We start from the raw sequence: 16428 nt of genomic DNA, 5'->3' as shown, positions 1-16428 counted from the left end.
ACCAATCGCGCTCGAATCGGTCACACTGAGCCTATGAACGCACCGCCGCTGCTACCCCCAGAAGCCGCCGCCGCGCCCACCGAGGACCGGCTGCATCGTCAATTCACCTTGCTGCGCGAGTCGCTGACGCAGCGCATCGTGGGCCAGTCTGCGCTGGTCGAACGGCTGCTGATCGCCTTGCTGGCCGATGGTCATTTGCTTGTCGAAGGCGCGCCCGGGTTGGCCAAGACCACTGCAATCCGGGCGCTGGCCTCGCGGCTGGAAGCGGATTTCGCGCGGGTCCAGTTCACCCCGGACTTGTTGCCTTCCGATCTGACCGGCACCGAGATCTGGCGCCCGCAGGACAGCCGTTTCGAGTTCATGCCGGGGCCGATCTTCCATCCGATTCTGCTGGCCGACGAGATCAACCGTGCGCCGGCCAAGGTGCAGTCGGCGCTTCTCGAGGCGATGGGCGAGCGCCAGGTCACTGTGGGTCGGCACACCTATGCGTTGCCGCAGCTGTTTCTGGTGATGGCAACGCAGAATCCGATCGAGCAGGAGGGCACGTTCCCGCTGCCCGAGGCGCAGCTGGATCGCTTCCTGATGCATGTGCGTATCGGCTACCCGCAGGCGGATGCCGAGGCGGAGATTCTGCGTCTGGCGCGCGAAGCCGCACGCGATACGCTGGAAAAGCACGAGACGGTGCCCGACAAGATTCCGCTGGAAGACGTCTTCGCTGCGCGACGTGTGGTGCTGGATGTGCATCTGGCGCCGCAGCTTGAGCGCTATCTGATCGAGATCGTGCTCGCGTCGCGCGATGCGCAGCGCTACGACCCGGCATTGGCGCGGCGGATTGCCTGGGGCGCGAGCCCACGCGGTTCGATCGCGCTGGAGCGTTGCGCGCGTGCGCGTGCATGGCTGGCGGGGCGCGACTACGTGACGCCAGACGATATCCGTGCGATTGCGCCGGACGTGCTGCGTCACCGCGTGCTGCCTAGCTACGAAGCCACCGCCGAAGGCTGGGATGGCGAACGCCTGGTCGCCGCTTTGCTGGAAAAGATTCCGCTGCCCTGATCGGGTAGCGTGTCGCTGAGGTATGCCGCCCTCTCGCCAGAATCCGATGTCTTCGATGCCGTCCTCGCCCCCTGCAATTGTTCCGTCGTCCGTCGCCGGCGATGGTCTGCGCCCAACGCTTGCCGAGTTGATCGCGCTGCGCGGCACCGTGACCCATCGCGGTCAGCCAGGCCGTGGCCGGCATGGCTTGGTGGGGCCGGTGCCGGCGGCAACGCGCGGGCGTGGGATGGAATACGCCGAATCGCGCGAGTATGTCGCCGGCGACGATGCGCGGCATATTGACTGGCGCGTCACCGCACGCACCGGGCGAGCGCATACCAAACTCTTCCAGGCCGAGCGCGAACGCTTGAGTCTGATTGTGGCCGACACCGCGCCATCGCTCTTTTTCGGCACGCGGGTGCGCTACAAATCGGTGCAGGCGGCGCGCGCGGGGGCCGTAGCAGCGTGGTTGGCGCAGCGGCAGGGCGACCGCATTGCCGCACTGCGTGGCACTGGCAGTGAAGCACCGATCGCGCCGCGTTCGGGCCAGCGCGGCGTGCTGCCGGTACTGGACGCATTGGCGCGCTGGTATGCGCAGCCGCCGTCGGGCGATGCCGGGCTGGATGTTGCGTTGGATCATGCTGCACGCTTGCTGCGCCCCGGTGCGCGGCTGACCGTGTTGGCCGATGCACGTAGCGCCAGCAAGATCTCCGAGGCGCGCTGGTCGGGCTTGGCATTGCATCACGAAGTCGTGGTGATCGTGCTGGTCGACCCGTTGGAACTGGCACCACCTGCACGCGCACTCACCTTCGATGTGCGTGGCGAGCGCATTGCGATCGATCTCTCCACGCAGGCCGGACGCGCGCGCTGGAAGGCCGAATTCGTCGCGCCGCTGGAACAACTGACGTCGATATTGCAGGCACGCGGTGTGCGCTTGCATCGCCTGTCCACCGACGATGCCAGCGATGCCTGGTTGGGCGGCAGTAACGCCGTGCGGGGTCGATGACGATGGCACCGCAATCGCTCCCGCTACGCGATGTCCATCTGCCGCCGTCGCCGTCGTGGTGGCCGTTGGCGATGGGGTGGTGGTTGGTACTCGCTGCAGTGGTGCTGGTGTTCGGTGCCGCATGGTTCTGGTGGCGTCGTCGTCGTCGGCAGCAGCGCCGATGGTTGGCGGCATTTGATGCCGAACTGCAGAACACGACAACTCCCGCGCAGCGCTTGGCGACGCTGTCGGTGTTATTGCGGCGTGCGGCGCGCAGCGTCGATGCGCAGGCCGATCGGTTGCAGGGCGAGGCGTGGTTGCAGTTTCTGGATGGCCGCAAAAGCAAGACCCATGCGTTTTCGCAAGGGCCGGGCCGCGCGGTGCTGGATGGCGGATTTCAACGCGCGCCAGCGGTTGCAGATCTGGATGCCGTGCAGGCACTGGCGCGACAGCGTTTTCTGAGTCTGATGCGGGGCCAGCGATGAACTGGCTGCAGTGGTCGCAATGGCAGGACGCGCTCGCGCACTGCGCGTGGCCGTGGGCATGGTGGTTGATGCCGCTGCCGTTACTGATGTGGTTCTGGCCGCAACGGCGTGCCGATGCGGCTGCGCTGCGCGTGCCCTACGCCGATCAATTGCAGGCGGTTGCACAGGCGCAACGTGTACCGGCATTGCGGATGCCGCGCTGGTTGGCATGGCTTGGCTGGTTCTTGTTGTGTGCGGCGCTTGCGCGTCCGCAACAACTGGGCGAGGTGATCCAGCCGCCGCGCGAGGCGCGACAGATGATGCTGGCGGTGGATCTGTCCGGCAGCATGAGCGAGCCGGATATGGTGCTTGGCGGCAGCGTGGTCGATCGCCTGACTGCTGCCAAGGCGGTATTGTCGGACTTTCTGGATCGCCGCGAAGGCGATCGCGTCGGCTTGTTGGTATTTGGCCAACGCGCCTATGCGCTGACGCCATTGACCGCGGATCTGACCTCCGTGCGCGACCAGCTAGCCGACAGCGTGGTGGGCTTGGCCGGGCGCGAAACCGCGATCGGCGATGCGATTGCATTGTCGGTCAAGCGGCTGCGCGAGCAGAAGCAGGGGCAACGCGTGGTGGTGCTGCTCACCGATGGCGTCAACACCGCTGGCGTGCTCAATCCGCTGAAAGCCGCCGAACTTGCCAAGGCCGAAGGCGTGCGCGTGCACACCATCGCCTTCGGTGGCAGCGGTGGTTACTCGTTGTTCGGCGTGCCGATTCCGGCCGGTGGCAATGACGATATCGATGAAGCCGGGTTGCGCAAGATCGCCGAACAGACCGGCGGGCGCTTCTTCCGCGCACGCGACACCGAGGAACTGGCCGGCATCTATGCCGAACTGGATCGGCTGGAACCGGTGAAGGCAATGGGGCCATCGGTGCAACCGCGCGTGGAGCGCTATTACTGGCCGTTGGGTGCTGCCATCGTGATTGCGCTGCTTGCCTACGTGCTGCCGCGGAGATGGCGATGAACGCGCTGACCGAGCTGACAGCGGCATTGCAGTCGTTGCATCTGCTGCGCCCGACCTTGCTATGGGCGCTGCTGGCCATCGTGCCGGCCGCGCTGCTCTGGCACCTGCGCCGACGCGATGCGGAGGTATGGCGGCACAGTGTGGATGCGCATCTGTTGCCCAAGTTACTGGTCTCCGGTGGTCAGCGCGGATGGCTCGGCTTCGTGCTGGCTGCGTTGACGTATGCGCTTGCGGTGGTGGCAATGACCGGGCCGAGTTGGCGGCAGGTCGAGCGGCCGGTGTATCACTCCAGCATGCCGCTGGTGGTGGCGCTGGATCTGTCCTCCAGCATCAATGCCAACGATTTGCCGCCATCGCGCTTGCTGCAGGCGCGCGCGAAACTGGCCACGCTGTTGCGCAAGCGCGCCGGTGGCGAAGTCGCGCTGCTGGTCTATGCAGGCGAAACCTTCACCGTTGCACCGCTCACTGAAGACACGGCCAATGTGGCGTTGTTTCTGGACGCGTTGTCGCCATCGGTGATGCCGGTGGATGGCAAGCGCGCCGATGCGGCGATCGATGCGGCCACGCAGTTGCTGGTGCAGGCGGGCTTCAAACAAGGCGACATTCTGTTGGTCAGCGATAGTGCGGATCGTGGGGCCGGCAGTTCTGCACGGCTGGCGCATTCGCGTGGATTCAGCGTATCTGCGCTCGGTGTGGGTAGCGAGCGCGGCGCTGCCTATCGCACAAGTACCGGCGAAATCGCACAGGCGAAACTGGACGAAGCCAGCCTGCGCGATCTGGCCGGGCAGGGCGGTGGGCGGTATGCGCGCATTGCAGCGGATGATTCGGATTTGCGTGCGCTGGGGGTGCTCGATCCTACGCAGCAGCCCTTGGCCGATGAAGCGGCCGAGTCCAATGGCGGCAAGACCTGGCTGGACGAAGGCTACTGGCTGCTGCTGCCGGTGATGCTGTTGGCGCTGCTGGCGTTCCGCCGTCGTGCGGTTGTGGCGGTACTCGCGTTGGTGTGTGTGTTGCCGTTGGCTCGGCCCGCGCACGCAGCAGAGAGTACGTTGTGGCAACGCGCCGATCAGGTGCAACAACAACGTCTGGATGCAGGCGTGCAGGCGTATCGCAAAGGCGATTTCGCTGCGGCACAGAAAGCGTTTGAAGGTGTGCCCACCGATGAGGGCCTGTACAACCTTGGCAACGCGCTGGCCCGGCAGGGGCAGTACGACGAAGCGATTGCGGCGTACGACCGTGCGCTGAAGCAACACCCCGACCAGCAGGACGCCATCGCCAATCGTGCGGCGGTGGATGCGGCGCGCAAGCGTCAACAGCAGAACAACAAGGACGGCAAGGGCCAGTCCAAAGACCAGAAGCAATCCGGTCAGAACAAGCCCGGCCAAAATCAGTCCGGGCAGAACAAACAAGACAACCAAAACGCTGGCCAGGACGGGCAGGATAGGCAGGGCGCCCAAGGCAAACAGGACAGCAAGGATCAGCCCTCTCCGGCGCAGACGCCGCAGGATGGAAAGTCGCAAGACCAGCAATCCAAGAATGGGCAAGGCGAGCAGAGCAAGCAGGACGCGCCGCCGCAATCGGCCGATGCGCAGGCGCAGCAGCAGGCCGATGCCGCGCAGCGGCAAAAGATGCGGCAGGCGATGGCGCAGGCCGGCGACAAGAGCGCCGATGCAAATGGCAAGCAGGAAGCCGCAGCCGTCAGCGAGACGCCGGAACAGCGCGAGCAACGCCAGGCGGTGGACGCCTGGTTGCGGCGCGTTCCGGACGATCCGGGCAGCTTGCTGCGCACCAAATTCAGGCTGGAACACGAACGCAGGCAACGGGACGGACGATGATCGGCACACACCACTTACGCCGCGCGGCGATCGCGATGCTGGCCAGCATCGCGATGCTCGCTTCCGCACCCGTCGGTGCGGTGACGCGCGCCTGGCTGGACCGCGACAGTGCCAATGCCGGCGACGTGGTGATGTTGAATATCGAAACCGATCAACGCGGCGTCGATCCGGATTACACGCCGTTGCGCAACGATTTCGCACTGGGTGCCAAGAGCGCCAATCAACAGATGCAGGTGACCAACGGATCGGTCACGGTGCGTGCGTTGTTCGGCGTGGTGTTGACGCCGCGCAAGAGCGGCGAGCTGATCGTGCCGGCGATACGTGTCGGCAACGAGCGCACCGAGCCGCTGCGGTTGCAGGTGGTTGGGGCGGCAAACAATGCGGGCACCGGCAGCACCGGCAGCGCTGGTGGCAGCGCGCCAGTCGGGCCGAGTGCGGCCCAGGGCAATGAAGACGCCTTCGTCGAAACGCAGGTGGACGACCCGCAGCCCTACGTGCAGCAAAGCGTGGGCGTGGTGGTGCGTTTGTACTTCGCTACGCAGCTGGCCTCCGGCGAGCTGGATCTGGAAGCGCCCGATGGCGCATCGCTGCAGCGTATTGGCGATGACGTCAGTTCGGTCAAGCTGGTCAACAATCGTCAATACAACGTGGTGGAGCGGCGCTACTTGCTGGTGCCCGAGCGCAGTGGGCGCTTGCTGTTGCCGTCGGCGCGTTTCAATGGGCGTTCGGTCGGTGGTTTTTTCGATGATTATTTCGGTCGCGGTAATGGCGAGCTGACCGCGCGCAGCGCCAGCATTCCGCTGCAGGTGCGTGCGCAGCCGGCCAACGCGCCGCAGCCGTGGTTGCCGCTGCGCAGTCTGCAACTGCGTTACACCACCACGCCGCAACGTGCGACTGCTGGTGAAGCGGCGCAGATCGTGGTGGAAGCCAGCGCACGCGGCGCCACCCAGGCGCAGTTTCCGGAATTGCCTACTCCTAGCGTGCCCGACGCGCAGGTGTTTGCCGAGCCGGCGCAGTATGAGGAACGCTTCGTGGACGGTTCGCCGCAGCTGCGGCTGACCCGGCGCTATTCGATCGTGCCCAACCGCGCCGGTCCACTGGTGGTGCCGGGTTTGCAGGTGGCGTGGTGGGATGTGGGCGCAGCGGCGGCCAAGACTGCATCAGTGCCGGATCTCACGTTGGATGTGGCTGCGGGCAGTGGCGCATTTGCGGCGCCCGCGCCCGCGCCGGTGGCGAGCCCATCGCCTGACAACGCTGTGCCGGCCCCAGTGGCTAGCACGCTCAGCCTGCAGCAACCCGCCGCTGCACAGCAGCCGTGGGGCTGGATCGGCGCGGCAATCGGTTTTGCACTGTTATGGATTGCCACGCTTGCGTGGGCCTTGCTGCGGCGTCGCGGTGGTGTGCGCAGTGCGCTGGTGGCCAATGGCAGAGATACGCCTGCCTCTGGCCGGCGTGCGACACATGGCGTGGCCGAATTGCGGCGCGCGCTCGATACCGGCGGGATGGACGATGTGGCGGCGGTACTCTGCGGCATGGCCGGTGTTGCCGACATCGACAGTGTGCTGGCCGCGTTGAGTGATCGGGCCCAGCGCGCAGCAGTGGCGCAGATGCAGCGCGCGCGCTGGGGCGGCGATGGTGATGTGGCCGCCGCGCGTACAGCGTTGCGCGAGGCGTTTTCCAAAGGCCCGCGTTGGCGCCATGCAACGGCTGCGGAACCGGAGGTATTGGCGCCGCTGTATCCGCCGGCGCGTTGATCGGCTGCGCTGTATCGGCAGCGGTTGGCAGGTTCTGGATAGTTGCAAAGCCGTGTATTGCTGTGGCGCGTTGATTTCGGTTACACGTGGGTTGCTGACTGTGTTGGTGAAAGCAGAGCGCTGGGGCTGCGGCTTGGCTGCAGGGGCCCTTGCCCGCCCACCATCGCGGGACACGCCGCAAGTACGTCCATGTAGGCTCTTACGCGGCATCCATGCCGCGTAAGGTCCCACGACGGTGAGCGGGCAAGGACCCGTCGAGATGTTCGGTGTGTGTGGTCCAAGCAATGCATAGCGTGCGTTTTCCGATAACGGCGCATCCTGCCAACTTTCCAACACAACGCGATCAACAGGCTTGCTTTCATCCAGTCACCGACCAACTTTCTGGTGCGGTGTCCTCGCCGATTGCGGGACCGTGTGGCGGCATGGATGCCGCCACCGAGCCTCCAGGGACGGATTCACGGCGTGTCCCGCGAGCGGCGAGGGCACCGCGCAATCGACCAACCAGGCTTTTGATCTAAAGCTATAAGGCACCGTGCCCTCGACCAACCAGGCTTTTGGCTGCATCTAGCAATGGCAAGACTCGAAATCTTTGCCACTTCAAGCTGATTAGATGATGTGGATGCGCCAATTGCAGATCGATTAGGGCAGCAGACGGTTGCAGGACTCTCGCCCGCTCCCGCGCCAACGCCTGCATCACCTGACGTCGAGAGGGACACCTACCCTCGGGCAGGCGGGTAGCGGCACGCCGGGTAGGTGGCCGCATCGATGGCGTTTGTTAAGCTCCGGCCTTTGTGTACAGATCAAGGCCCGACCAGATGACTGCATCCCCAGCCGCACGCCGCCCGGGCCTGCCCCTGCATTGGAAGATGGGCATTGGTTTCGCCGTCGGCCTGGTGTTGGGGTTGGCCGTCTACTACCTTGCCGGCAGCGATGCCGACTGGGTGCGCACGGTGACCAGGTACGTCACCACCCCGTTCTCGCAGATTTTTCTCAATCTGATCTTCATGCTGATCGTGCCGCTGCTGTTCTCGGCATTGGTGATGGGCATTTCCGAAATGGGCGACATCCGCGCGCTGGGGCGTGTGGGTTGGCGCACCTTGGGCTACACCGTCGTGCTGTCCGGTGTGGCGGTGTTGCTCGGCCTGGTATTGGTGAATGTGCTCAAGCCTGGGGCTGGCGTGGATCCACAGCTGGCCAACCAGTTGATCCAGGAAAACGCCGAGCGCACCCGCGAGATCATTTCCAGCTCCGGCACCCAGCCGCAGGGCATGGACATGCTGTTGTCGATCGTGCCCAGCAATGTGATCGCTGCGGCGTCCAGCAATGGCGCGATTTTGTCGCTGATGTTTTTTGCGGTGATGTTCGGCGTGGGCATGGTGCTGACCGCGGATGAAAAAGTCGCCACGCTCAAGCGCGGCATCGAGGGCATCTTCGAAATCTCGATGACCTTGATCGGCTTGGTGATTCGCCTGGCGCCGTATGCGGTGGCCTGTTTCATGTTCAATCTGGCTGCGCTGTTCGGCTTCGATCTGTTGATCCGCCTGGGCGCCTACGTGGGCGTGGTGGTGTTGGCGCTGGGCCTGCACATGGTGGTCAGCTACGGGCTGGCAGTGAAGTTCGCCGGGCGTTCGCCGATCGGCTTCTTCAAGCAGACCCAGGAGGCCACGATGATGGCGTTCTCCACTGCGTCCAGTAATGCGACCTTGCCGACCGCGTTGCGCGTGGCCGACGAAATGGGCCTGCCGCCACGCGTGTCGCGCTTTGTGCTGACGGTGGGCGCCACCGCCAACCAGAACGGCACCGCGCTGTTCGAAGGCGTGACGGTGATCTTCCTGGCGCAGTTCTTCAATGTGGACCTGAGTATCGGCCAGCAGTTCATGGTGATGCTGGTCTGCATCCTGGGTGGCATCGGCACCGCGGGTGTGCCGTCGGGCTCGCTGCCGGTGGTGGCGCTGATCTGCGCGATGGTCGGGGTCAACCCGGTCGGCATCGGCATGATCCTGGGCGTCAATCACTTCCTGGATATGTGCCGCACGGCGTTGAATGTGACCGGCGATCTGGCGTTGACGACGTTGGTGGCGAAGGGCGAGGAGTAGGGATTCGGGAGTCGGGATTGGGGATTCGTTGGAGCGGGCTGTTGCGACCGGCAGGTGCCAGGTCAGGTCTTGCGGTGTCGTGGCAGCGTCTGCGCCGCCTGCTGCACTGTTGCACTGCGGACGAGGCTGCAGAGGCTCCGGCTCCGGCTCTCGCTTCACCAATCCCGAATCCCGCCTCCCCAATCCCGGCTCCCTAACGCGCTCTGTGGGAGAATAAGCGGCTCCGCTTCCAGCGGTGTTCCCCTCCGCTTCCATAGACGCCCATGACCCAGCCCACCCGCCGCCAGCTGGCCAACGCCATCCGTTTTCTTGCCGCAGATGCGGTCGAAGCCGCCAAATCCGGCCATCCCGGCATGCCGATGGGCATGGCCGATATCGCCGAAGTGCTGTGGAACGATTTCTTCCGGCACAACCCGAACAACCCGCAGTGGTTCAACCGCGACCGCTTCGTGCTGTCCAACGGCCACGGGTCGATGCTGCAATACGCATTGCTGCACCTGTCCGGCTACGACCTGCCGATCGAACAGCTCAAGCAGTTCCGTCAGCTGCACAGCAAGACCGCCGGCCACCCCGAGCGCAGCGAGACCCCCGGGATCGAGACCACCACCGGTCCGCTCGGGCAGGGTTTTGCCAATGCGGTCGGGTTCGCGCTGGCCGAGAAGTTGCTGGCGCAGCGCTACAACCGCCCGGAGCTGGAAATCGTCGACCACCGCACCTGGGTGTTCATGGGCGATGGCTGCATGATGGAAGGCATCTCGCATGAAGCCGCCTCGCTGGCTGGTACCTGGGGCCTGGGCAAGCTGGTCGCGTTCTGGGACAACAACCACATCTCCATCGACGGCAACACCGATGGCTGGTTCAGCGACAACACTCCGGCGCGTTTCGAGGCCTATGGCTGGCACGTGATCCGTGATGTGGACGGGCACGATGCCGAGAAGATCAAGGCCGCCATCGAAGCCGCGCTGGAGAACACCGACAAGCCGACGCTGATCTGCTGCCGCACCAAGATCGGCTTCGGTGCGCCCAGCAAGGCCGGCAAGGAATCCTCGCACGGCGCGCCGCTGGGCAAGGAAGAACTGGAAGGTGCGCGCAAGGCGCTGGAGTGGCCGTACGGCCCGTTCGAAATTCCCGAAGAGATCTACGCCGGCTGGCGCGCAGGCGGCACCGGCACGCTGCGTCAGGCCGAGTGGGAGCAGTTGTTCGACAAGTACGGCAAGCAATACGCGGCCGAAGCTGCCGAACTGACCCGTCGCTCGCACGCCGAGTTGCCGGCCGACTTCATCGCCCAGGCCGATGCCTACATCGCCAAGGCGCAGCAGGACGGCCAGACCATCGCCTCGCGCAAGGCCTCGCAGCTGGCGATCGAAGCGTTCGCCCCGCTGTTGCCGGAACTGATCGGCGGTTCGGCCGATCTGGCGCATTCCAACCTGACCTTGTGGAAGGCCAGCAAGTCGGTGGCCACCGACGACCCGGATGCCAACTACGTGTACTACGGCGTGCGCGAGTTCGGCATGACCGCCATTGCCAACGGCCTGGCGCTGCATGGCGGCTTTATTCCGTTCGACGCCACCTTCTTGGTGTTCAGCGACTACGCGCGCAACGGCGTGCGCATGAGTGCGTTGAATCCGGCGCATGCCATCCACGTGTACACGCACGACTCGATCGGCCTGGGCGAAGACGGCCCGACCCATCAGCCGGTGGAGCACCTGGCCTCGCTGCGCTACATCCCCAACAACGATGTGTGGCGCCCGGGCGATGCGGTGGAATCGGCGGTGAGCTGGAAGGCTGCGATCACCCGCAAGGACGGCCCGAGCTGCCTGGTGTTCAGTCGCCAGAACCTGCAGCACCAGCCGCGCAGCGACGCGCAGATCAAGCTGATCGAACGCGGTGGCTACGTGCTGGCCGATGCCGAAGGCGGCGTGCCGGACGTGATCCTGATCGCGACCGGTTCGGAAGTCGGTCTGGCGGTGGAGGCCAAGCAGACCCTGGATGCGGCCGGCCTGAAGACACGCGTGGTGTCGATGCCGTCCACCGATGTGTTCGATCGCCAGGATGCGGCCTATCGCGAGTCGGTGTTGCCGAACGCGGTGCGCAAGCGCGTTGCGGTGGAAGCGGGCGTGACCGGCTTCTGGCGCAAGTACGTGGGCCTGGATGGCGATGTGGTCGGCATCGACACCTTCGGTGCCTCGGCGCCGGCGGATCAGCTGTATGCGTACTTCAAGATCACTGCCGAGCATGTGGTGGCGGCAGCCAAGGCGCTGTAAGACCTGGCGTGTTGCGTTAAAGAAAAAGCCGGCGAAAGCCGGCTTTTTTGTTGAATCTCGTGAGCGATGCGCGGGTGCGTCATCGTTCAACGGAAGCGTGGCGTGCTTCAGTGCGCGTCGTTGGCCAGCGCCGAGGCGCGGATCCTGGCCAGCACCTTCAACTGTGCGTCCATCATCGGCGGGTTGGGATCGTGCCCCGTCCGTGGCAGCAGTAGGAACTCTTTAGTCGGGGCAGAAAGACCATCGAAATAGGCTTTGCTGATCTGGGCTGGGGTGACCAGATCCTGTTCGCCCTGGATCAGGTAGACCGGCATGGCGAACTGCGGCCCGAGTGTGCGCAGGTCGATCTGCGGGCCCATGCCATCGCCCGCCAGCCCGACGAACTGCAGGAAGGAATAGTCTTCCCCGGCCTCGTAGGCTGCACGGTAGTCGGGCGTGTCGTATTCCGCTGCGAAGGTGAACCAGTCTTCCGGTGCCGGGTCGGTGCTCAGGGCTTCGTACTTGCGCGTCAGGCGTCTCAGGACTCCGAAGTTGCGCGGGTTGGTCCATGGCGGCGGGCCGATCTTCTCCAGTTTACCGATGGCGTCTGCATCGCTGGCTGTGCGGGCCAGGCTCAGCGTCTTGGTGTAACTGGCCGCCATATCGTCCTGATAATTGACCAGCTGTGCGGTGCCCACATAGGCGTGGAACAGGTTGGGATTTGCCTTGGCGATGTTGACGGACAGTGCCGAGCCCCACGATCCACCCATCAGGATGAGCTTGGATTTGCCCAGCCGTTGCGTGGCATAGCGCGCGACCGCGCTACCGTCCTGGGTCAGGCGCTGCATGGTCAGCGTCTCGCCGTCTGCAGGCGCGTTCGCCGCGTAGGTCTTGCCCGATCCGCGCTGGTCCCACTGCACGATGGTGAATTCGCGCGTCCAGCTGCCGAACAGATGTTTTGCGAACGGCGTGTTGGGGTTGCCTGGACCGCCATGCACGATCAGCACCACCGGATTGCGGCAGTCCTGGCCTTCGATCGTGACCCATTGCTGGATGCCCCCGATCTGGACAAGACCTGCCTCGTGCACGGCGTTGCCGGGTACGAGGCAAGCCTCATTCAGTGAGGTTTTATCTGACTCTGCAGTGCTCACTCCCGGCGTGCACAGCAGCAATAGAGCGACAGCCATCCAGCATTTCTTCATGTGATCCCCGGTGCAGTGCCATCCATCGTTTCGTCAGCCGCCTGTCCGTGCGGTACCCGCTGCGAGTGTGGTGTTTGCGCAAGCTCGACTGCAATGGGTTTCATCAGAGGCACGATCTGTGGATGCAGATGCGGGCAGGTGCGGGACGTCGCGTCGGGCCCGGTATCTGGTGCGATAGCCGGCGTGCAGGCGACTGGCTTTTCACTGCTTTCGGCCGACTTGCCTCATGCGTTTTCGAGCCAAGACCGGTCAGCCTGATTCGACTGTCGAGCTCGCAATCGAAGTGATCGCTAGCGCTCGCTTATGTCAAGCAATTGCTAAAAATATGTCAATCGAGCTATTTAAAATGTGAATCATTCCCATTAAAATAGCGCGCTGCCGCTGGTACGGCACACCGCTTCCTCCCCCTTGTTGCCGGCGCGGCGTCTTCGCAGCGCGTGGTCTGATTCCGTCTGCGTTGGAGTTCCCGATGATCCGTAGTACCGAGTTGCGTCATGTTTCCATGGGCGCGCGTCGCCATGCCCTGCCGCGCGCGCTGTTCGCTGCGCTGTGCACGCTGGCCGCCGGCCAGGCCCTGGCCGAAGCGCCCGTTGCCGCCGCCGATGCCGAGGTCACCACGCTGGACCGGATGATTGTGCAGGGCGAGCAGGCCAAGGGCTATACGGTGGAGAAGACCACCGCCGGCACGCGCATGAATCTGTCGCTGCGCGAGATTCCGCAGTCGGTCACCGTGATCACCCGTGACCGCATGGACGACCAGAACCTGCAGAGCATCACCGACGTGCTCAACAACGTCACCGGCGTGTCATCGGCGCCCAGCGACAGCGAGCGCGTGGAGTTCTTCGCACGCGGGTTCTATATCGACAATTACCAGTTCGACGGTATTCCGGCCTACATGGATCAGGCCTGGAGCTACGGCGATTCTTCTCTGGACGTGGCACTGTACGACCGCGTCGAGGTGGTGCGCGGCGCAACCGGCTTGCTGACTGGCTCGGGCAATCCGTCGGCCTCGATCAACTTGGTGCGCAAGCATGCGCTCAGCCGCGACTTCACCGGCACGGTGTTGGTGGGTGGTGGCGATTTCAACAAGACCCGCAACGTGGTCGATGTCACCGTGCCGCTGACGCCCAGCGGCAACGTGCGCGCGCGCGTGATCGGCGTGTATCAGGACGGGGAGTCGGATATGGACCGCTACAGCATGCGCAAGAAGATTGGCTCGGCGATCATCGATGCCGACCTCACCGACAGCACCTTGCTGAGCGTGGGCTACGAGTACCAGAAAAAGGAATCGGACGATGTCACCTGGGGCGGCTTCCCGCTGGTTTATAGCGATGGCACGCGTACCAACTTCCCAATTTCGTTCAATCCGGCGACTGACTGGACCTATTGGGACACACGCATGGAGCGTGCATTCGCCAGTCTGGAGCATGCATTCGAGAATGGCTGGAACTTCAAGGCCAACGTGAGCCACGAAGAGACCACAGCGAATAACACGCTGTTCTATCCGTTCTACACGATCTATGGCTTCGACCGTCAAACCGGCGGTGGCGTAATACCGTATTCCGGCCACTACGAAACCAAGCGCAAGGTCGACGGTGCCGACACCTATGTGGACGGCCCGTTCCAGGCGTTCGGACGCGAACACCAGTTCATGGGCGGCCTGAGCTACAACCGTCGCGAATACCTAAATATTGGCCGGTCAAATTTCCCGGTCGCTTCGTTTGATCCGCTTGTGTACGAAACCATTCCCGACTATCGCGCCTGGAACGGCAATTATGCGCAGCCCGATTGGAGCACCGCAGACGTCTTCCCAAGCGGCGGCACCATCACCCAGAAGGCTGGCTACGCGGCAGTGCGTCTGTCGCTTGCCGATCCGCTGACCTTGATTGCCGGTGCGCGCTATACGGACTGGCAAAGCGAAGGCGAAGGCGCCAATCGTTCGCACAAGGTCACGGTGCCTTATGCCGGTCTGATCTACGACATTGACGACACTTGGTCCACCTACGTCAGCTACACCGAGATCTTTCAGCCGCAGAGCCTGCGTAGTCTCAACAACACGTTCCTGGATCCGATCGACGGCAAGAGCTACGAGGCTGGCGTCAAGGCAGCCTGGTTCGATGACCGGTTGAACGCATCGCTGGCTATTTTCCGCATTGAGCAAGACAACGTTGCACAGCCCACCAACATCCTGCTGCCCAATGGCGAGCAGGCGTATATCGCTGCACGTGGCACCATCAGCGAGGGCTTCGACTTCGAAGTGTCTGGCCGTCTTGCAGAAGGCTGGAACACCACCTTCGGTGCCTCGCACTACACTGCGCGCGATGCTAATGACACCTCAATCAACAAGCACCTTCCGCGAACCTCCATCAAGCTGTTCAACAGCTATACCCCGCAGGGCGCATGGAGCGACCTGACCGTTGGTGGCGGCATCAATTGGCAGAACCGCATCTATTACGTCGATGCGACCTACGGCACAGTGGAGCAGGACGCCTATGCACTGGTCAGTGCGTTCGCACGCTATCGGCTATCGCCGCAGTTCTCGGTGCAGTTGAACGTGGATAATCTGTTCGACAAGCGCTATTACTCGCAGATCAACTCCGGTTACGGCGCATGGGGCGCATCGCGTAATGGCATGCTGACCTTCAACTACACGTTTTGATCGAGTACACGGCCGGGACTGCTGAATCGCCCGACGATGTTACTGCTGTACCTCACCGGCACCTTGCAAAAGGTGCCTGTTTTTTTGAGATCGGGTGTTTTTTTCAATGAAGACAACAGCGATCTGGTGGCGCGCGGGCTTACCGCAACACCGCCTCAAGATGCGGCGCCATCACTTCTGCCACCCAATCCATGAACGCGCGCACGCGTTGCGGCAGGTGGCGACGCTGCGCGTAGAGCAGCGTGACCGGCATCGGTTCGGGCGCGATGGCGGCCAGCACCTCGATCAAGGCGCCGCTGTCCAGGTGTGGGCGCAACGGGCTGGCTGGTGCCTGGATGATGCCCAGGCCCGCCAATGCGGCAGCAAGATAGGCATCGCCGTTGTTGACCGTCACCGGGCCACGCATCGGCAGCAGTTGATAGGTCTGCCCGTCGTGGTACTCGAAGCCGGGCGACCGCTGGCCCAGCGTCGTGACGTAATGCACCAGATCGTGCTGCGCCAGATCGTCCAGACAGCGCGGTGTGCCACGCCGCGTCAGGTAATCCGCACTGGCGCAGTTGATGATGCGAAACGCGCCGAGCGGTCGCGCGACCAGGTTGGTGTCTTCGAGCGTGCCCACGCGCAACACGCAATCGAAGCCTTCGCGCACCACATCCACGCGGCGGTCGGTGCCGCTGATCTCCACTTCCAGTTGTGGATGCAGTGCCAAAAATACCGGCAAGGCGGGAATCACGAAATTGCGCGCAATGCCGGACGACATGTCCACCCGCAAGCGCCCTCGCAACTGGCTACGGTCGCGCTGAAACATGCCTTGCAACTCGTCCATGTCATCGAGCAAATCGCGGCCGCGCTGATAGAACGCGGTGCCGTCGCCAGTGAGTTGCACGCGGCGTGTAGTGCGATGCAACAGCTGGGTGCCGAGCGACGCTTCAAGCCGTTGCACGGCAGTGGAGACGCTGGCCTTGGGCAGGCCCAACATCTCGGCGGCGCGAGTGAAACTGCCGAGCTCGGCCACACGCAGGAATGCGCGCAACGACTCCATGGTGTCCATCGATTGGTCGATACTTTTGAACGGTGCAATCAGCCTGAGCTGATTTATGCGGCGCGGCAAGCGCAATAATCTTTGCAACGAC

General features: G+C 63.8%; 11 protein-coding genes. 9 read left to right on the top strand and 2 right to left on the bottom strand.

Features of this window, described 5'->3' with window-relative positions; all coding sequences use genetic code 11:
- Nucleotides 1-33 precede the first annotated feature (33 nt).
- The 8 genes from NMB96_RS00580 (at nucleotide 34) to tkt (ending at nucleotide 11455) form a co-directional block, all read left to right on the top strand.
- Entirely contained in the window at nucleotides 34-1053 is a 1020-nt protein-coding gene (locus NMB96_RS00580; RefSeq protein WP_023902584.1) for an AAA family ATPase, read from the top strand.
- A 22-nt stretch (nucleotides 1054-1075) separates the two neighbouring features.
- Complete coding sequence (locus tag NMB96_RS00575; RefSeq protein WP_183086667.1) at nucleotides 1076-2038, top strand: DUF58 domain-containing protein; 963 nt, start codon at nucleotides 1076-1078, stop codon at nucleotides 2036-2038.
- 2 nt (nucleotides 2039-2040) lie between these two features.
- Nucleotides 2041-2502: a DUF4381 domain-containing protein gene (locus NMB96_RS00570; protein WP_023902586.1), complete on the top strand. Its 462-nt coding sequence runs from the start codon at nucleotides 2041-2043 to the stop codon at nucleotides 2500-2502.
- Nucleotides 2499-3506 (top strand): vWA domain-containing protein, encoded by a 1008-nt coding sequence (locus tag NMB96_RS00565; RefSeq protein ID WP_183086668.1) that lies wholly within the window; start codon nucleotides 2499-2501, stop codon nucleotides 3504-3506. Before NMB96_RS00570 ends, NMB96_RS00565 begins: the two co-directional genes overlap by 4 nt.
- A complete protein-coding gene (locus tag NMB96_RS00560) occupies nucleotides 3503-5341 on the top strand; it encodes a tetratricopeptide repeat protein (protein ID WP_023902589.1) in 1839 nt (612 codons plus the stop codon). Before NMB96_RS00565 ends, NMB96_RS00560 begins: the two co-directional genes overlap by 4 nt.
- Nucleotides 5338-7095, top strand: coding sequence for a BatD family protein (locus tag NMB96_RS00555; RefSeq protein ID WP_183086669.1), 1758 nt, complete (start codon nucleotides 5338-5340; stop codon nucleotides 7093-7095). The genes NMB96_RS00560 and NMB96_RS00555 overlap by 4 nt, the downstream gene beginning before the upstream one ends.
- 815 nt (nucleotides 7096-7910) lie before the next feature.
- Nucleotides 7911-9191 (top strand): dicarboxylate/amino acid:cation symporter, encoded by a 1281-nt coding sequence (locus tag NMB96_RS00550; protein ID WP_183086670.1) that lies wholly within the window; start codon nucleotides 7911-7913, stop codon nucleotides 9189-9191.
- 263 nt (nucleotides 9192-9454) lie between these two features.
- Nucleotides 9455-11455 carry a transketolase gene (gene tkt, locus NMB96_RS00545; RefSeq protein WP_115040865.1) on the top strand — a complete coding sequence of 667 codons (2001 nt, stop codon included), beginning with the start codon at nucleotides 9455-9457 and terminating at the stop codon, nucleotides 11453-11455.
- Nucleotides 11456-11562: 107 nt separating this feature from the next.
- Here the strand turns inward: tkt and NMB96_RS00540 are convergent, their stop codons facing one another.
- On the bottom strand, nucleotides 11563-12621 hold the full coding sequence (locus NMB96_RS00540; protein WP_425520901.1) for an alpha/beta fold hydrolase: 1059 nt from the start codon (nucleotides 12619-12621) through the stop codon (nucleotides 11563-11565).
- 484 nt (nucleotides 12622-13105) lie between these two features.
- Between NMB96_RS00540 and fhuE the strand changes: the two genes are divergently transcribed.
- On the top strand, nucleotides 13106-15295 hold the full coding sequence (gene fhuE, locus NMB96_RS00535; RefSeq protein ID WP_023902594.1) for a ferric-rhodotorulic acid/ferric-coprogen receptor FhuE: 2190 nt from the start codon (nucleotides 13106-13108) through the stop codon (nucleotides 15293-15295).
- Nucleotides 15296-15434: 139 nt separating this feature from the next.
- Here the strand turns inward: fhuE and NMB96_RS00530 are convergent, their stop codons facing one another.
- Complete coding sequence (locus NMB96_RS00530) at nucleotides 15435-16412, bottom strand: LysR family transcriptional regulator (RefSeq protein WP_255086911.1); 978 nt, start codon at nucleotides 16410-16412, stop codon at nucleotides 15435-15437.
- Nucleotides 16413-16428 lie beyond the last annotated feature (16 nt).

It is taken from the genome of Xanthomonas hortorum, assembly GCF_024339125.1.
GTDB classification, from domain to species: Bacteria; Pseudomonadota; Gammaproteobacteria; order Xanthomonadales; family Xanthomonadaceae; genus Xanthomonas; species Xanthomonas hortorum.
Note: the sequence above shows the minus strand (reverse complement) of the source record. Positions and strands in the feature narration are given on the sequence as shown.